The sequence below is a fragment of the Sedimentimonas flavescens genome, from assembly GCF_019264375.1.
Lineage (GTDB): Bacteria > Pseudomonadota > Alphaproteobacteria > Rhodobacterales > Rhodobacteraceae > Rhodobacter > Rhodobacter flavescens.
Window position 1 is genome coordinate 46,806 of the sequence record NZ_JAHVAI010000005.1, and the last position, 16,363, is coordinate 63,168.

Sequence of the window (16,363 nt, forward strand, 5' to 3'; positions counted from 1 at the left end):
CTTACTCGGAACCATATAGCGGCACGGTCGAGATCGACATTTTGGCCGAGCCCTCGGTGAGTTCGGTCGCATGGGTCAGATAGATCAGGGTCTGGTGCGCCTCGTCGAAGATCCGGGTGACCTTGAGCGACTTGAAGATCAGCGAGCGGCTTTCGGAAAAGACCTTCTCGCCACCTGGGCCACGGTCGATATCGCCGATCTTGATCGGTCCCGTCTGGCGGCAGGCGATGGAGGCGTTCGAGGGGTCTTCGAACCAGTTACCCTGCGTGATCCGATCAAAAAACGAGCGGTCGAAATATGCAATATGGCAGGTAACGCCCTGCACCTTGGGGTCTTCGATCGCCTCGATAAGGATGTCGTTTCCGACCCAATCGACGCCGACCTCGCCAACCTGCTCGGCGCCCGCGGCGGCTGACAGAAGCGGTGCGGCGATCAGGGCTGCGGTCATAATTCTGCGCATGAATGCCTCCTGTAATCTGTCGATCAACATGGGTATCGCCGCCGTTCATGCAAGAGTTTTGCGAACAGGGCTTGACGCGAATCGGACATCGGCGCAATAAATGAACGAGCGTTCAATAACGGGGAGGAAAGTTATGTTCGCGGGTTCTATGACGTTCGATCTGGGCGAGGATGTGAATGCGCTGCGCGATATGGTGCACGCCTGGGCGCAGGAGCGGGTCAAGCCGATCGCGGCGCAGGTGGATCGCGACAACATCTTTCCGCATGAGCTGTGGGCGGAGATGGGCGAGCTGGGTCTGCTTGGCGTCACCGTTGCCGAAGAATACGGCGGCTCGGGCATGGGCTATCTGGCGCATGTGATCGCCACCGAAGAGATTGCGCGGGCTTCGGCCTCGATCTCGCTCAGCTACGGGGCGCATTCCAACCTCTGTGTCAACCAGCTCAAGCTGAACGGCAGTGCGGCGCAGAAAGCCAAGTATCTGCCCGATCTCGTGTCGGGGGCAAAGGTCGGTGCGCTGGCCATGTCGGAATCCGGTGCGGGTTCGGACGTGGTGGGCATGAAGCTGCGCGCCGAGAAGAAGGACGGCTATTACGTCCTGAACGGCCATAAATACTGGATCACCAACGGCCCCGACGCCGATACGCTGGTCGTCTATGCCAAGACCGACCCGGAGGCGGGCTCGCGGGGTATCACGGCCTTCATCATCGAGAAATCGTTCAAGGGCTTCTCGACCAGCCAGCATTTCGACAAGCTCGGTATGCGCGGCTCGAACACGGCGCAGCTGTTCTTCGACAATTGCGAAGTGCCCGAGGAGAACGTGCTGGGCGCCGAAGGCAAGGGCGTGCGCGTCCTGATGTCGGGTCTGGACTACGAGCGCGTGGTGCTCTCGGGGATCGGCACCGGTATCATGGCGGCCTGCCTCGACGAGGTTGTGCCCTACTCGCAGGAGCGTCAGCAGTTCGGCCAGCCGATCGGGAATTTCCAGCTGATGCAGGCCAAGATCGCCGACATGTATGTCGCTATGAACACGGCCCGCGCCTATACCTACGAGGTTGCCAAGGCCTGCGATCGCGGCGCGGTGACGCGTCAGGATGCGGCCGCAACGGTGCTCTATGCCTCGGAACAGGCGATGGTGCAGGCGCATCAGGCGGTTCAGGCGCTTGGCGGTGCGGGCTTCCTGCAAGACAGCGTGGTCTCGCGCCTCTTCCGTGACGCCAAGCTGATGGAGATCGGCGCGGGCACCTCGGAGATCCGCCGGATGCTGATCGGTCGCGAACTGCTGGCGGGCGCGTGATGCGCGCGCTGGCCCTCGCGCTGTTGCTACCTGCGCCGGTTCTGGCGCAGGGCGCACTGCCGGTGGACTATGACGCATCGGTGATCGAGGCCTGCTTGGGCGCGAAATCGACCGAGGCGCGCAAAGAGTGCATCGGTGTCGGCGCGGCTCATTGCATGCTCACCAGCGATGGGGGCAGCACGAACGCGGGCATGGGCTTCTGCTTTGGCGCCGAACGCGCCGACTGGGATGCCCGGCTGAACGCTGCCTATCAGGAGCTGATGGCGGCCGAGACGGCGGCGGATGCCGAGATGGCGGAAATCGGAAGTGCCGCGGCGCCGATGGCACCCGCGCTTCAGCAGATGCAGCGCGCCTGGATCGCCTTCCGCGACGCAGCTTGCGAATATGAGATGACGCAATGGGGCGGGGGCTCTGGGGCGGGGCCGGCAGGATCGGCCTGCACCATGCGCATGACTGCCCTTCAGGCGCTGGAACTGATGGCACGACTTGAAGACAAGGCTCGGTAAGGGACGGAGATCACACATGAAACTCGTATCATCCTTTGTCTCCGGCTCGGATGCGGCACGGCAGAATCGCGAGGCGCATCTGGCTATGCTGGCGACCGTGCGCGAGGCAGCTGATCGCGCCGTGGCCGGTGGCGGCCCCGAGGCCTCCGCGCGCCACGTGGCCCGTGGCAAGATGGCCCCGCGCGAGCGCGTGGCAGGTCTGCTCGACCCCGGATCGCCCTTCCTTGAGGTCGGCGCGACGGCAGCGCATGGCATGTATGACGGCGCGGCACCCTGTGCGGGCGTGATCGCCGGGATCGGCCGTGTGCACGGGCAAGAGGTGATGGTCGTCGCCAACGACGCCACCGTGAAGGGCGGCACCTATTACCCGATGACGGTGAAAAAGCACCTGCGCGCCCAGGAGATCGCCGAGGAATGTGCGCTTCCCTGCATCTATCTGGTGGACTCGGGCGGTGCGAACCTGCCTAACCAGGATGAGGTCTTCCCCGACCGCGATCACTTCGGCCGCATCTTCTTCAACCAGGCGCGGATGAGCGCCAAGGGCATTCCCCAGATCGCCGTTGTGATGGGATCATGTACCGCTGGCGGCGCCTATGTGCCCGCGATGTCGGATGTGACGATCATCGTAAAAGAGCAGGGGACGATCTTCCTTGCCGGTCCGCCGCTGGTGAAGGCCGCCACGGGTGAGGTCGTCACCGCAGAGGATCTTGGCGGTGGCGATGTGCACACCCGCCTCTCCGGCGTCGCCGATTACCTGGCCGAGGATGACGCCCACGCGCTCGCGCTTGCCCGCCGCGCGGTCAGCCATCTTAACCGCGCGAAGCCTGCGTCGGTGCAGTGGCAATCGCCCGAAGACCCGGCCTATGACCCCGAGGAAATCCTCGGCGTCGTTCCCGCCGATCTGCGTACCCCTTATGATATCCGCGAGGTGATCGCCCGCCTCGTCGATGGCTCGCGCTTCGATGAGTTCAAGCCGCGCTTCGGTGAGACGATCGTAACGGGCTTTGCACATGTCATGGGCTGCCCCGTCGGGATCGTCGCCAACAACGGCGTGCTCTTCTCCGAGGCCGCGCAAAAGGCCGCGCATTTCATCGAGCTTTGCTCGCAGCGCTCTATCCCGTTGGTGTTCTTGCAAAACATCACCGGTTTCATGGTGGGCAGAAAGTACGAGAACGAAGGTATCGCACGCCACGGCGCCAAGATGGTGACTGCAGTCGCGACAACCTCGGTGCCCAAGATCACCATGCTGGTCGGCGGCTCGTTTGGGGCTGGCAACTACGGCATGGCGGGTCGCGCCTATTCGCCGCGCTTCCTCTGGACCTGGCCCAACTCGCGCATCTCTGTGATGGGCGGCGAGCAGGCAGCGGGCGTTCTGGCGACCGTGCGCCGCGAGGGGATCGAGCGCAAGGGCGGCAACTGGTCCGCTGCGGAAGAGGCGGAGTTCAAGCGCCCGACAATCGAGATGTTCGAGCGCCAGAGCCATCCGCTCTACGCATCAGCGCGGCTTTGGGATGATGGCGTGATCGACCCGCGCCACTCGCGGCAGGTGCTGGCGCTTTCGCTGTCGGCAAGTCTCTGCGCGCCGATCGAACCGACACGCTTCGGCGTGTTCCGTATGTAAACTTCTTGCCTCCGGCGGAGGTATTTGGACCAAGAAGAACGCATAGCTTCTTCTTGGCGAAAATACCTCGGGGGGCTCCGCAGGAGCGGGGGCAGCGCCCCCTCTGACATTGGACACAGGGAGGAGCCCATGTTCCGCAAGATCCTGATCGCCAACCGTGGCGAAATCGCCTGCCGTGTGATCGACTCCGCACGCCGCATGGGAGTGGCGACGGTGGCGGTCTATTCTGACGCCGATCTGGGCGCGCGCCATGTCGCCATGGCCGATGAGGCAGTCCTGATCGGTGGCCCGGCGCCGAAGGACAGCTATCTCCGCGGCGACGCGATTATCGCCGCGGCGCTTGCGACGGGAGCCGAGGCCATTCACCCAGGCTACGGCTTTCTGTCCGAGAACCCGGAGTTCGTGGATGCCGTTGAGGCCGCGGGCCTTGTGTTCATCGGTCCTTCGGGTCGCGCGATCCGCGCGATGGGTCTGAAGGATGCGGCGAAGGCGCTGATGACCGAGGCTGGCGTTCCCGTTGTGCCCGGCTATCACGGCGAAAATCAGGACCCCGAGCATCTGGCCGGTGCGGCCGAGGCCGTGGGCTATCCTGTGCTGATCAAGGCCGTTGCCGGTGGTGGCGGCAAGGGGATGCGCAAGGTAGACCGGGCGCAGGATTTTGCGGCGGCGCTTGCCTCGGCGCAGGGTGAGGCCCAAACCGCTTTTGGCAACCCCGCCGTACTGATCGAGAAATACGTCGAAAAGCCCCGCCATATCGAAGTGCAGGTCTTTGGCGATGGCACCCATGCGGTGCACCTGTTCGAGCGCGACTGCTCGCTCCAACGACGCCACCAGAAAGTGATCGAGGAAGCCCCGGCCCCCGGCATGACCGCGGAAATGCGGCAGGCGATGGGGCAGGCGGCCGTCCGCGCGGCCGAGGCGATCAATTACAAGGGCGCGGGCACGATCGAATTCATCGTGGATGCCTCGGAAGGGCTGCGCCCTGACCGCTTCTGGTTTATGGAAATGAACACCCGCCTTCAGGTCGAGCATCCGGTGACCGAGGCGATCACCGGCGTCGATCTGGTCGAGTGGCAATTGCGTGTGGCAGCGGGCGAGGCTTTGCCTGCGCGGCAGGAGGATCTGGCGATCCGCGGTCATGCCTTCGAGGCGCGGCTTTATGCCGAGGACGTCCCTGCGGGCTTCTTGCCGGCGACGGGCACTCTGGCCCATCTGCGCTTCGCGACCGGTGCACGGATCGAAACCGGGGTGCGACCGGGCGACACCATCAGCCCTTGGTATGATCCGATGATTGCCAAGGTCGTGGTGCATGGCCCGACGCGCGCCGTGGCGCTGGCAAGCCTTGCCCGCGCGCTTGAGCAGACCGAGGTTGCGGGAACCACGACGAACCTCGCCTTCCTGGGTGCGCTTGCGCGGCATCGCGGCTTTGCAGCGGGCGATGTCGATACCGGCCTGATCGGGCGCGATCTCGATGCGCTGGTGCATGAGGCCGAGGCGCCTCTGGCGGCGCGGGCGCTGGCGGCGCTGGCGGCGGCGGGGCTCGAAACGGGGCAGGGGACGGGTTTTGCGCTTTGGGGGGCGTTGCGGCGGTCGATCGCCTTTGATCCCCCGGCCTATCTGCGGGTCGAAGGCTCGGGCCGTGTGGCGGTCGAGATCGAGGGCGCCGAGCATATCTGCGAGTTGCGCACCGATGGCTGGTGGGTCGATGGGGCGAAGACGGGCGCGCGGTTCCATCTGGGCGGGGACGAAATCACCGTCTTCCTGCACGGTGCGCATCGCTTTGCGCGCCCCGATCCGCTGGCCCGCGCTTCGCAGGGGCCGACCTCGGATCTGACACTGGCGCCGATGCCGGGGTTGGTGAAGGCGGTTTTCGTTCGGCCTGGGCAGCAGGTGGCGGAAGGCGACAGACTGGCCATCCTTGAGGCGATGAAGATGGAGCATACCATGCTGGCCGCACGCGCGGGCACCGTGGCTGAGGTGCTCGTATCGGAAGGTTCGCAGGTCGAGGCCGGAGCGGCATTGATCCGTCTGGCCGAGGAAGAGGAGGCCGCATGATCCGGCTGCACCACGTTCCCGGCTCGCGCTCGTTCCGGGTGCTTTGGCTGCTTGAGGAACTGGGCGAAGCGGCCGAACTGCGGCTGTGGTCGCTGACCGACGGCAGCCTGCGCAGCCCCGAGTTTCGGGCTCTCAGCCCGGCCGGGCGCATCCCCGCGCTTGAGGTGGACGGGCAGGTGGTCTTCGAGTCGGGTGCAATCGTGCAATACCTGACCGAGACGCGCGGGCGGCTTGCACCCAAGCCGGGAGAGGCCGAGCGCGCACAGTTCCTTGAATGGGTCAGTTTTGCGGAAACACAGGCCAGCATCCTGCAGAACCTCAATATTCATCATATCTTCCTGCGGCCCGAAAGCGCCCGGTCGGCCGCGCTGACCAAGCTCGACACCAAGCGGCTTGAGGTCACTGTTCGCGCGCTGGAAGGCTATTTGCAGGGGCGCGAGTGGTTGCTGAGCGATTTCTCGGCCGCAGACTGCATGATGGGTTTCAACGTCGAGGCGATGTTCCGTTTCGTGCGGCCCGATGCCTACCCGGCGCTTGCCGCCTATTGCGCGCGCGCCATGGCGCGTCCGGCCTATCAGCGTGCCGCCGCTAAGAGCGGCTCCAGCGCGATCTACACCCAGGACTTCTACGAGTTGCCCAATGCCTGAGACCGTTGAAATCTTTGAGATGGCGCCCCGCGACGGGCTGCAGAACGAAAAGCGCATGATCCCCACGGCGCAGAAGATCGCGCTGGTGGACTGGCTCAGCAAGGCCGGGTTCCGGCGGATCGAGGTTGCCTCCTTCGTCAGCCCGAAATGGGTGCCGCAGATGGCCGACAGCGGCGATGTGCTGGCCGGGATCAGTCGCGCGCCGGGCGTGCGCTATGCCGCGCTCACACCGAACCTGAAGGGTTACGAGGCCGCCCGCGCGGCCCGCGCCGATGAGGTGGCGATCTTCGCATCAGCCTCGGAAGGGTTTTCGCGCGCCAATCTCAATTGTTCGATAACTGAAAGTCTTGAACGCTTCGCGCCCGTTATCGAGGCTGCAAAGGTCGATAATATGCCGGTGCGCGGCTATGTCTCGGTGGTGACAGACTGCCCTTATGACGGGGCGATCGCACCGGAGGCCGTTGCGCGGGTGGTGGCCGCACTGCGCGATCTAGGCTGCTATGAAGTCAGCCTGGGCGACACGATCGGGCAGGGGCGCCCCGAGACGATCAGCGCCATGCTGGAGGCGGTGCTGAACGAGTTGCCGCCTGAACGTCTGGCCGGCCACTACCATGACACCGCAGGGCGCGCACTCGAGAATATCGAGGCGAGCCTGGCGCTTGGCTTGCGAGTCTTTGACGCCGCCGTGGGCGGCCTTGGCGGTTGCCCCTATGCGCCGGGTGCCGCGGGCAATGTGGCGACCGAAAAGGTCGCCGCGCGGCTGGCCGAATTGGGCTATGACACCGGGCTGAATATGGCGGTGCTGCAAGAGGCCGCCACGCTGGCGCGGTCGATGAAGGGAGGCCAGGATGGCTGAGACGATCCGGATCGAGACCGACTCGCGCGGTGTGGCCCACCTGTGGCTGGCCCGCGCCGACAAGCACAACGCGCTGAGCGCGCAGATGATGGATGAGATCACCGCCGCGATCACCGATCTGGGTAATGACCCTTCGGTGCGCGTGGTCGTGGTGGCTGCCGAAGGTGCAAGCTTCTGCGCCGGCGGGGATCTGAAGTGGATGCAGGCCCAGATCGCGGCCACCCCCGAGGAGCGCGCCGCCGGGGCGCGCAAGCTGGCGGGGATGCTTTCGGCGCTGGATCGCTGCCCGAAGCCGCTGATTGGCCGGGTGCATGGCAATGCCTTTGGCGGCGGAATCGGCATGATGTCGGTCTGCGACGTCGCCGTTGGGGTCGAGGGCGCGCGCTTCGGCCTGACTGAGACACGGCTGGGGCTGACGCCCGCGACCATCTCGCCCTATGTCGTGGCGCGCATGGGCGCGGCCAAGGCGCGGCGGGTCTTCATGTCGGCGCGCCTCTTTGAGGCGGCCGAGGCGCGGGAGCTGAACCTGCTGGCCAAGGTTGTGGCACCGGACGCCCTCGATGCCGCGATCGAGGCCGAGGTCGTCCCCTATCTGAGCTGCGCGCCGGGTGCCGTGGCTGACGCCAAGGCGCTGATACGGATGCTCGGCCCCGACACCGGTCCCGAAGTGCAGGACGCCACCATCGCGGCGCTTGTGGCGCGGTGGGAAAGCCCCGAGGCGATGGAGGGAATCACCGCCTTCTTCGACAAGCGCAAGCCGGGCTGGATTGCCTGAGGCGGTAAAGTAATTTCCCCGGTCTGGCGGATTTTGTTGACTTTGATCAAGGACGTCGGGGCGCAGACTTGAATCGAGCGCCACCGTTAGCGCGAAACATGACAGTGGGCGGGGCCTTGTCCCCGCCCATTTGTGTGCATCGGTATACAAATTGAACTTTTCGCTCCGCATTTAGGCACCTCTCGGTTGACCCGGAGCGGGCGCAGGGCTAAAGGTCGGCCTAGCCGGAACCTGCGCGACATTGCGTCGCGTCACGAGGGAGCCAACCAGTGCACGATATGCTGCGTGAATATCTTCCCATTCTCATTTTTCTTGCGATGGCCACCGGACTCGGTCTGGTGCTGATCCTCGCTGCTGCCGTGCTTGCGGTGCGCAACCCCGACCCGGAAAAAGTGTCGGCCTACGAATGTGGCTTTAACGCCTTCGACGATGCGCGGATGAAGTTCGACGTCCGCTTCTACCTCGTCTCGATCCTGTTCATCATCTTCGACCTCGAAGTGGCGTTCCTGTTCCCCTGGGCAGTCGCCTTCGGTGGTCTGAGCATGGTCGCCTTCTGGTCGATGATGGTGTTCCTGGCGGTGCTGACCGTGGGCTTTGCCTATGAATGGAAGAAAGGGGCGCTGGAATGGGCGTGATGACCGGAGCGAATACCGCTGCCGCCGATATGGAAGGCGCGGCACAGGCGCTCAACCGCGACCTGCAGGACAAGGGCTTCATCCTCACGACCGCCGAGGATCTGATCAACTGGGCGCGCATCGGTTCGCTGCACTGGATGACCTTCGGACTGGCTTGCTGCGCCGTCGAGATGATGCACACCGCAATGCCGCGCTACGACGTGGAGCGCTACGGCTTCGCCCCGCGCGCAAGCCCGCGTCAGTCGGACGTGATGATCGTCGCGGGCACGCTGACCAACAAGATGGCCCCCGCTCTGCGCAAGGTCTATGACCAGATGCCCGAGCCGCGCTACGTGATCTCGATGGGGTCCTGCGCCAACGGTGGCGGTTATTACCACTACAGCTATTCGGTGGTGCGTGGCTGTGACCGGATCGTTCCGGTCGACATCTACGTTCCGGGCTGCCCGCCTTCGGCCGAGGCGCTGATGTATGGCATCCTCCAGTTGCAGCGGAAGATCCGCCGCACCGGGACGCTGGTGCGCTGAGGAGGGGACGATGAGCGAAGCACTGCAAGAACTGGCCGCCCATATCGAACTCAAGCGCGCGGACGACGTGGTCTCGACCGAGATCGCTTTCGGCGAACTGACCGTGACGGTCACCGCCGGCAATATCGTCTCGTTCCTCGAGTTCCTGCGCGACGATCCGAACTGCCGTTTCACCACGCTGGTGGACATCACCGCCGTTGACTGGCCCTCGCGCCCCGCGCGTTTCGACGTGGTCTGGCACTTCCTGTCGATGTGGCGCAACCAGCGCATCCGCGTGAAGGCCGCCCTGCGCGAAGACGAGATGTGCCCCTCGATCACCGACGCTTTCCCGGTTGCCAACTGGTTCGAGCGCGAGATCTTCGACATGTTCGGCATCCTGTTCTCGGGCCATCCGGACCTGCGCCGCATCCTGACCGACTACGGCTTCCGCGGGCATCCGCTGCGCAAGGACTTCCCGACCACGGGCTATGTCGAACTGCGCTATGATGAAGTGCAGAAGCGCGTGGTCTATGAGCCGGTCAAGCTGACCCAGGAATACCGTCAGTTCGACTTCCTCAGCCCCTGGGAGGGCGCCAACTACATTCTGCCCGGCGACGAGAAGCAGGGCTGAGCCTCGCCGGGGGCTCTCGGGCCCCAGGCCATCGGCAAGCAAAGGTAAAGACTATGGACGGCGACATCCGGCAAAATACCTACGATGACGGCTCGACGGATTTCCTGACGGGCGAACAGCGCATCCGCAACTTCAACATCAACTTCGGGCCGCAGCACCCGGCGGCACACGGCGTGCTGCGCATGGTGCTTGAGCTTGACGGCGAGATCGTCGAGCGTGCCGATCCGCATATCGGGCTGCTGCACCGCGGTACCGAGAAGCTGATGGAAAGCCGCACCTACCTGCAGAACCTTCCGTATTTCGACCGTCTCGACTACGTGGCGCCGATGAACCAGGAACATGCCTGGTGTCTGGCGATCGAGAAGCTGACGGGCACCGAGGTTCCCAGACGCGCGCAACTGATCCGCGTGCTCTATTCGGAAATCGGCCGTATCCTGAACCACCTGCTGAACGTCACCACGCAGGCTATGGACGTGGGCGCGCTGACCCCGCCGCTGTGGGGTTTCGAAGAGCGTGAGAAGCTGATGGTGTTCTACGAGCGCGCCTGCGGTGCGCGCCTGCACGCCAACTACTTCCGTCCCGGTGGTGTTCACCAGGATCTGCCGCCCGAGCTGATCGACGATATCGAGATCTGGGCCAACGAATTCCCGCGCGTTCTCGATGATATCGAGGGCCTGCTGACCGAGAACCGGATCTTCAAGCAGCGCAACGCCGACATCTGCATCATCACCGAGGAAGAGATCCAGAAATGGGGCTACTCGGGCGTCATGGTGCGCGGTTCGGGCCTTGCCTGGGACCTGCGTCGCGCGCAGCCCTACGAGTGCTACGACGAATTCGACTTCAAGGTCTGCATCGGCAAGAACGGCGACTGCTACGACCGTTACCTCGTCCGCATGGCGGAGATGCGTGAATCGACCAAGATTGTCCATCAGGCAATCGCCAAACTGCGCGCGCCCGAAGGGCAGGGCGACGTTCTGGCGCGTGGCAAGATGACCCCGCCCAAGCGTGGCGAGATGAAGCGCTCGATGGAAGCGCTGATCCACCACTTCAAGCTCTATACCGAGGGCTTCAAGGTTCCCGCCGGCGAGGTTTATGCGGCTGTCGAGGCCCCCAAGGGCGAATTCGGCGTCTACCTCGTGTCGGACGGCACCAACAAACCTTACCGCGCGAAGATCCGCGCCCCGGGCTACCCGCATCTGCATTCGATGGATGCGGTCTGCAAGGGACACCAACTGGCCGACGTTTCGGCCATCATCGGCACGATGGATATCGTGTTCGGGGAGATTGACCGCTAATGCTGCGCCGCCTTCATCACGCACAACCCGAAAGCTTCGAGTTCACCCCGGCGAACCTCGCCTGGGCCCAGGCCCAGATGACCAAGTTCCCGGTCGGCCGTCAGGCCTCGGCGATCATTCCGCTGCTGTTCCGCGCGCAGGAACAGGAAGGCTGGCTGTCGCGCCCGGCGATCGAATATGTCGCCGACATGCTCGGGATGCCCTATATCCGCGCGCTGGAAGTGGCGACCTTCTACTTCATGTTCCAGCTGGCTCCGGTCGGCTCGGTGGCCCACATCCAGATCTGTGGCACCACCTCGTGCATGATCTGCGGGTCGGAAGACCTGATCAAGGTCTGCAAGGAGAAGATCTCTCCGCAGCCCTTCGGCCTGTCGGCTGACGGCAAGTTCTCGTGGGAAGAGGTCGAGTGCCTCGGCGCCTGCGCCAACGCGCCGATGGCGCAGATCGGCAAGGACTACTACGAGGATCTCTCGGAAGAGAGCCTTGCGAAGCTGATCGACGACATGGCAGCCGGTGGCCAGCCGCGTCCGGGTTCGCAAACCGGCCGCTTCTCGTCCGAACCGGCGACCGGTCTGACCTCGCTGAGCGCTTCGGCGGGCGAGATGGAGAAATATAACGGCTCGGTCGATCCCGCAGTTACCGTGGGCGACGTGGTCAAGAAGATCGACGGCTCCGAGGTTGCGCTGCGCGCGCCGTGGCAGATGTCGGGCCAGTATCCGGCCATCGGCATCATGGGTGCGGGCCAGCGCCCGATGTCGGCTGTGCAACAGGCCGCTGCCAAGGCTGCTCCGGCCCCCAAGGCCGCCAGCAACACTGCCGAGGCACCGCAGGCCGCCGAGCCGGTTGCCGCTGAGGCCGAGGGCAAGAAGCCCGAGGGTCTGGCCGCTCCGCGCGACGGCAAGGCCGACGATCTGAAGAAGATCGAAGGCATCGGTCCGGTGCTGGAAGAGCGTTTGAACGAATGGGGCATCTTCCATTACGACCAGATCGCCGCCTGGGGCGCCGACGAAGTCGCCTACGCCGACAACAACGTGCCGCGCTTCAAGGGCCGTTGCTCGCGCGACAAATGGGTGGCGCAGGCCAAGATCATCGTGAGCGAGGGGCTTGAAGCCTTCCTCGAGCGCGCAAAGACCAACGATTACTGAGGCGGGAATGGCGCAGGCAACCAACAGGGCGCTCGACACGACCGAGGGACGGCTCGCCGCCCTCGTGATCGCTGTTGCGACTGTCCTGTGGCTGGCTGTCCAGTGGTTTGGCAAGGCGGCAGGACTGCCGCCGCGCTTTGCCTTCCTTGCCGATTTCGCGGCGATCGCCGCCTATCTATTCGCGCTGGCACAGGTCTGGCGTATCTGGCGCCGGCGCTCCGGCAGCCCGCGTAACTGAGGGACAGAACATGCTGAAAGATCAGGACCGGATCTTTACCAACCTCTACGGGATGCACGACCGCTCCCTCAAGGGCGCGATGATGCGCGGCCACTGGGATGGCACGGCGAACATTCTGGCCAATGGCCGTGACTGGATCGTCGACCAGATGAAGGCCTCGGGTCTGCGTGGCCGTGGTGGCGCGGGCTTCCCGACCGGTCTGAAATGGTCGTTCATGCCCAAGCAATCGGATGGCCGCCCGGCCTATCTGGTGATCAACGCCGACGAATCCGAGCCCGCGACCTGTAAAGACCGCGAGATTATGCGCCACGATCCGCACACGCTGATCGAAGGTGCGCTGATCGCCGGTTTCGCCATGGGTGCGCGCGCGGCCTATATCTACATCCGCGGCGAATATGTACGCGAGAAGGAGGCCCTCCAGGCCGCCATCGACGAATGCTACGAAGCGGGTCTGATTGGTCTCAATGCCTGCAAGTCGGGCTATGACTTCGACGTTTACCTGTCGCACGGCGCTGGCGCCTATATCTGCGGTGAGGAAACCGCGCTGATCGAGAGCCTTGAGGGCAAGAAGGGGATGCCGCGGATGAAGCCGCCGTTCCCGGCCGGCTCGGGCCTCTACGGCTGCCCGACCACGGTGAACAACGTGGAATCGATCGCGGTCGTCCCCACCATCCTGCGCCGCGGCGCCGAGTGGTTCGCGGGCTTCGGCCGTCCGAACAACGCGGGCGTCAAGCTCTTCGCGATGTCGGGCCATGTGAACACCCCCTGCGTCATCGAGGAATCGATGTCGATTTCGATGAAGGAACTGATCGAGAAGCATGGCGGCGGCGTTCGCGGCGGCTGGAAGAACCTCAAGGCGGTCATTCCGGGCGGCGCCTCGTGCCCCGTCATTCCGGCGCATTTGTGTGAAGACGCGATCATGGACTACGACGGGATGCGCTCGCTCCAGTCGTCCTTCGGCACCGCCTGCATGATCGTGATGGATCAGAACACCGACATCATCAAGGCGATCTGGCGCCTGTCGAAGTTCTTCAAGCACGAGAGCTGCGGCCAGTGCACGCCCTGCCGTGAAGGCACCGGCTGGATGATGCGCGTGATGGACCGTCTGGTGCGCGGCGAGGCCGAGGTTGAGGAAATCGACATGCTTCTGTCGGTGACCAAACAGGTCGAGGGCCACACGATCTGCGCGCTTGGCGATGCGGCGGCCTGGCCGATCCAGGGCCTTATCCGCCATTACCGCGAAGAGATCGAGGATCGCATCAAGGCCAAGAAGACCGGCCGCATGGGCGCGATGGCGGCGGAGTGAAACGGATGCGGCGTGCACTCTCCATGACCCTCGGCACGCTGGCGCTCGCCGCCTGTGCCTCGGGGACTGAATCGGTGGGGTTCGGGCCTGCGCCCACGACCTACCGGTTCACGGAGATCGAAGGCACGCTGGTGGTGACGCGGGTTCCGAACGCTTTCGGCTACGCCGATGGCGCCGAGGCCAAACGGGCCGCAAACGATTACTGCCGGGGCGCAGGCGTCGCCTCGGGGCCGGATGACAATTTCCAGGGTGGCGCCTGGGTTTTCCTGAGAGGTTGCGCATGAACCTCCAACTGCAACACCGCGTGGGCCTTACCCCCGCCCGAGCCAACTGACGGATCAGAGCATGTCGAATCTTCGCAACATCATCATCGACGGCCACGAGGTCGAGGTTGATCCGAACCTGACGATCATCCAGGCCTGTGAGCAGGCCGGGATCGAAGTGCCCCGCTTCTGCTATCACGAGCGTCTCTCGATCGCTGGCAACTGCCGGATGTGTCTGGTCGAAGTGGTTGGCGGCCCGCCCAAGCCGGCGGCCTCATGCGCGATGCAAGTCAAGGACCTGCGTCCAGGCCCGAACGGCGAGCCCTCGGTGATCAAGACCAACTCGCCCATGGTCAAGAAGGCCCGCGAAGGGGTGATGGAGTTCCTGCTCATCAACCACCCGCTCGACTGCCCGATCTGCGACCAGGGCGGCGAATGCGACCTTCAGGACCAGGCCGTGGCCTACGGCGTCGATTTCTCGCGCTACCGCGAGACCAAGCGCGCGTCCGAAGACCTGAACCTCGGGCCGCTGGTTTCGACCTGCATGACTCGCTGCATCAGCTGCACCCGCTGCGTGCGCTTCACCTCGGAAGTGGCGGGCATCACCCAGATGGGTCAGACCGGTCGCGGCGAGGACAGCGAGATCACCTCGTATCTGAACATGACGCTCGACAGCAACCTGCAGGGCAACATCATCGACCTGTGCCCGGTCGGCGCGCTGACCTCGAAACCCTACGCCTTCACCGCCCGTCCGTGGGAACTGACCAAGACCGAGTCGATCGACGTGATGGACGCGCTTGGCTCGAACATCCGCGTCGACACCAAGGGCCGCGAAGTGAAGCGCATCGTTCCGCGCAACCATGATGGCGTGAACGAAGAGTGGATCTCGGACAAGACCCGTTTCATCTGGGACGGCCTGCGCCGCCAGCGTCTCGACACGCCCTATGTGCGTGAATTCGGCAAGCTGCGCAAAGCGACTTGGGCCGAGGCGCTGCACAAGGCCGCCGAGGCGATGAAGGGCAAGAAGGTTCTGGGTCTGGTCGGCGATCTGGCCTCGACCGAAGCCGCCTTCGCGCTCAAGCAACTGGTCGAAGGTCTGGGTGGCAACGTGGAATGCCGCACCGATGGCGCACGTCTTCCGGCGGGCAACCGCTCGGGCTACGTCGGCAATGCCGCGATCGCGGATATTGATGCGGCCAAGCAGATCGTCCTGATCGGCACCAACCCGCGCGTCGAGGCTCCGGTGCTGAACGCGCGCATCCGCAAGGCCTGGCTGAACGGCGCCCGCGTGTCGCTGATCGGTCTGGATGCGGATCTGACCTACGATTACGACAAGCTCGGTGAAGACCGCGCGGCGCTGGCGGCACTGGTTGCCGATGCCGCTCCGGTCGAGGGCGCGCTGGTCATCGTGGGGCAGGGCGCCGTGAACGAGGCCGATGGCGAAGCCGTTATCGCACATGCTCAGGCGCTGGCCGGGAAGATGGGCGGCAAGATGCTGGTGCTGCATACCGCCGCGGGCCGTGTGGGCGCGATGGACGTGGGTGCCGTGACCGAGGGCGGTTTGCTCGCCGCGGTCGAGGGTGTTCAGGTCGTCTACAACATGGGTTCGGACGAGGTCGAAGTGGCTCCGGGTCCGTTCGTGATCTACCAGGGCAGCCATGGTGACCGCGGTGCTTCGCGCGCCGATGTGATCCTTCCGGCCGCAGCCTACACCGAGGAAAACGGTCTCTTCGTGAACACCGAGGGCCGTCCGCAGCTGGCGTTCCGCGCGGGCTTTGCCCCCGGCGAGGCCAAGGAAAACTGGGCGATCCTGCGCGCGCTGTCGGCCGAGCTTGGCGCGACCCAGCCGTGGGACAGCCTTGCGAGCCTGCGCCGCGAGATGATCAAGGCCGTGCCGCATCTGGCGCAGGTCGATCAAGTGGTTGCGAACGAGTGGACGCCGGTTGCTCTGCGCGACATGGGCCGCGCGAGCTTCCGTCACGCGATCCGTGATTTCTACCTGACCAACCCGATCGCGCGCGCCTCGGTGCTGATGGCCGAGCTGTCGGCTGCCGCCAAGGCGCGGGTTACGGGCAAAGCGCCCGTCGCGGCGGAATAAGTGAATAACTACCCTTGCCCGCTCGGGTGGGGGAC

17 protein-coding genes are annotated in these 16,363 nt (G+C 64.6%); 16 read left to right on the plus strand and 1 reads right to left on the minus strand.

Features of this window, described 5'->3' with window-relative positions; genetic code table 11:
* Position 1: 1 nt before the first annotated feature.
* Positions 2-460 (minus strand): CreA family protein, encoded by a 459-nt coding sequence (locus KTQ37_RS06270; protein WP_218629644.1) that lies wholly within the window; start codon positions 458-460, stop codon positions 2-4.
* A gap of 133 nt (positions 461-593) precedes the next feature.
* Here KTQ37_RS06270 and KTQ37_RS06275 point away from each other — a divergent pair, with 133 nt between their 5' ends.
* The 16 genes from KTQ37_RS06275 to nuoG all read left to right on the plus strand — a co-directional run bounded on the left by KTQ37_RS06275 (position 594) and on the right by nuoG (position 16,328).
* The gene (locus KTQ37_RS06275) at positions 594-1,754 is read left to right on the plus strand and encodes an acyl-CoA dehydrogenase family protein (protein ID WP_218629645.1); all 1,161 of its coding nucleotides are present in this window, start codon (positions 594-596) and stop codon (positions 1,752-1,754) included.
* Positions 1,754-2,260: a lysozyme inhibitor LprI family protein gene (locus KTQ37_RS06280; RefSeq protein ID WP_218629646.1), complete on the plus strand. Its 507-nt coding sequence runs from the start codon at positions 1,754-1,756 to the stop codon at positions 2,258-2,260. The genes KTQ37_RS06275 and KTQ37_RS06280 overlap by 1 nt, the downstream gene beginning before the upstream one ends.
* A 16-nt stretch (positions 2,261-2,276) precedes the next feature.
* A complete protein-coding gene (locus tag KTQ37_RS06285; RefSeq protein ID WP_218629647.1) occupies positions 2,277-3,881 on the plus strand; it encodes a carboxyl transferase domain-containing protein in 1,605 nt (534 codons plus the stop codon).
* A gap of 129 nt (positions 3,882-4,010) precedes the next feature.
* Positions 4,011-5,936, plus strand: coding sequence for an acetyl/propionyl/methylcrotonyl-CoA carboxylase subunit alpha (locus KTQ37_RS06290; protein WP_218629648.1), 1,926 nt, complete (start codon positions 4,011-4,013; stop codon positions 5,934-5,936).
* A complete protein-coding gene (locus KTQ37_RS06295; RefSeq protein WP_218629649.1) occupies positions 5,933-6,583 on the plus strand; it encodes a glutathione S-transferase family protein in 651 nt (216 codons plus the stop codon). Before KTQ37_RS06290 ends, KTQ37_RS06295 begins: the two co-directional genes overlap by 4 nt.
* A complete protein-coding gene (locus KTQ37_RS06300) occupies positions 6,576-7,439 on the plus strand; it encodes a hydroxymethylglutaryl-CoA lyase (protein ID WP_218629650.1) in 864 nt (287 codons plus the stop codon). The genes KTQ37_RS06295 and KTQ37_RS06300 overlap by 8 nt, the downstream gene beginning before the upstream one ends.
* Positions 7,432-8,214: a crotonase/enoyl-CoA hydratase family protein gene (locus tag KTQ37_RS06305; protein ID WP_218629651.1), complete on the plus strand. Its 783-nt coding sequence runs from the start codon at positions 7,432-7,434 to the stop codon at positions 8,212-8,214. The genes KTQ37_RS06300 and KTQ37_RS06305 overlap by 8 nt, the downstream gene beginning before the upstream one ends.
* A 269-nt stretch (positions 8,215-8,483) precedes the next feature.
* A complete protein-coding gene (locus KTQ37_RS06310; protein ID WP_218629652.1) occupies positions 8,484-8,849 on the plus strand; it encodes an NADH-quinone oxidoreductase subunit A in 366 nt (121 codons plus the stop codon).
* Positions 8,840-9,373: a NuoB/complex I 20 kDa subunit family protein gene (locus tag KTQ37_RS06315; protein WP_218629653.1), complete on the plus strand. Its 534-nt coding sequence runs from the start codon at positions 8,840-8,842 to the stop codon at positions 9,371-9,373. Before KTQ37_RS06310 ends, KTQ37_RS06315 begins: the two co-directional genes overlap by 10 nt.
* Before the next feature lie 10 nt (positions 9,374-9,383).
* On the plus strand, positions 9,384-9,983 hold the full coding sequence (locus KTQ37_RS06320; RefSeq protein WP_218629654.1) for an NADH-quinone oxidoreductase subunit C: 600 nt from the start codon (positions 9,384-9,386) through the stop codon (positions 9,981-9,983).
* Between the two features lie 53 nt (positions 9,984-10,036).
* On the plus strand, positions 10,037-11,278 hold the full coding sequence (locus tag KTQ37_RS06325) for an NADH-quinone oxidoreductase subunit D (RefSeq protein ID WP_218629655.1): 1,242 nt from the start codon (positions 10,037-10,039) through the stop codon (positions 11,276-11,278).
* Positions 11,278-12,423: an NADH-quinone oxidoreductase subunit E gene (locus KTQ37_RS06330; protein ID WP_218629656.1), complete on the plus strand. Its 1,146-nt coding sequence runs from the start codon at positions 11,278-11,280 to the stop codon at positions 12,421-12,423. The genes KTQ37_RS06325 and KTQ37_RS06330 overlap by 1 nt, the downstream gene beginning before the upstream one ends.
* Positions 12,424-12,430: 7 nt before the next feature.
* On the plus strand, positions 12,431-12,661 hold the full coding sequence (locus KTQ37_RS06335) for a DUF5337 domain-containing protein (RefSeq protein WP_218629657.1): 231 nt from the start codon (positions 12,431-12,433) through the stop codon (positions 12,659-12,661).
* Positions 12,662-12,671: 10 nt separating this feature from the next.
* Positions 12,672-13,967: an NADH-quinone oxidoreductase subunit NuoF gene (gene nuoF, locus KTQ37_RS06340; RefSeq protein ID WP_218629658.1), complete on the plus strand. Its 1,296-nt coding sequence runs from the start codon at positions 12,672-12,674 to the stop codon at positions 13,965-13,967.
* A gap of 5 nt (positions 13,968-13,972) precedes the next feature.
* Positions 13,973-14,251 carry a hypothetical protein gene (locus KTQ37_RS06345; RefSeq protein WP_218629659.1) on the plus strand — a complete coding sequence of 93 codons (279 nt, stop codon included), beginning with the start codon at positions 13,973-13,975 and terminating at the stop codon, positions 14,249-14,251.
* Positions 14,252-14,312: 61 nt separating this feature from the next.
* Positions 14,313-16,328, plus strand: coding sequence for an NADH-quinone oxidoreductase subunit NuoG (gene nuoG, locus KTQ37_RS06350; RefSeq protein WP_218629660.1), 2,016 nt, complete (start codon positions 14,313-14,315; stop codon positions 16,326-16,328).
* Positions 16,329-16,363: the final 35 nt, after the last annotated feature.

Bases quoted from the DNA above. Each gene is read 5' to 3' on its own strand.
- KTQ37_RS06335 (WP_218629657.1), top strand. From the start codon at position 12,431: ATGGCGCAGGCAACCAACAGGGCGCTCGACACGACCGAGGGACGGCTC.
- KTQ37_RS06300 (WP_218629650.1), top strand. From the start codon at position 6,576: ATGCCTGAGACCGTTGAAATCTTTGAGATGGCGCCCCGCGACGGGCTG.
- KTQ37_RS06315 (WP_218629653.1), top strand. From the start codon at position 8,840: ATGGGCGTGATGACCGGAGCGAATACCGCTGCCGCCGATATGGAAGGC.
- KTQ37_RS06280 (WP_218629646.1), top strand. From the start codon at position 1,754: ATGCGCGCGCTGGCCCTCGCGCTGTTGCTACCTGCGCCGGTTCTGGCG.
- KTQ37_RS06345 (WP_218629659.1), top strand. From the start codon at position 13,973: ATGCGGCGTGCACTCTCCATGACCCTCGGCACGCTGGCGCTCGCCGCC.
- KTQ37_RS06270 (WP_218629644.1), bottom strand. From the start codon at position 460: ATGCGCAGAATTATGACCGCAGCCCTGATCGCCGCACCGCTTCTGTCA.
- nuoF (WP_218629658.1), top strand. From the start codon at position 12,672: ATGCTGAAAGATCAGGACCGGATCTTTACCAACCTCTACGGGATGCAC.
- KTQ37_RS06290 (WP_218629648.1), top strand. From the start codon at position 4,011: ATGTTCCGCAAGATCCTGATCGCCAACCGTGGCGAAATCGCCTGCCGT.
- KTQ37_RS06320 (WP_218629654.1), top strand. From the start codon at position 9,384: ATGAGCGAAGCACTGCAAGAACTGGCCGCCCATATCGAACTCAAGCGC.
- KTQ37_RS06305 (WP_218629651.1), top strand. From the start codon at position 7,432: ATGGCTGAGACGATCCGGATCGAGACCGACTCGCGCGGTGTGGCCCAC.
- KTQ37_RS06275 (WP_218629645.1), top strand. From the start codon at position 594: ATGTTCGCGGGTTCTATGACGTTCGATCTGGGCGAGGATGTGAATGCG.
- KTQ37_RS06285 (WP_218629647.1), top strand. From the start codon at position 2,277: ATGAAACTCGTATCATCCTTTGTCTCCGGCTCGGATGCGGCACGGCAG.
- KTQ37_RS06325 (WP_218629655.1), top strand. From the start codon at position 10,037: ATGGACGGCGACATCCGGCAAAATACCTACGATGACGGCTCGACGGAT.
- KTQ37_RS06295 (WP_218629649.1), top strand. From the start codon at position 5,933: ATGATCCGGCTGCACCACGTTCCCGGCTCGCGCTCGTTCCGGGTGCTT.
- KTQ37_RS06330 (WP_218629656.1), top strand. From the start codon at position 11,278: ATGCTGCGCCGCCTTCATCACGCACAACCCGAAAGCTTCGAGTTCACC.
- nuoG (WP_218629660.1), top strand. From the start codon at position 14,313: ATGTCGAATCTTCGCAACATCATCATCGACGGCCACGAGGTCGAGGTT.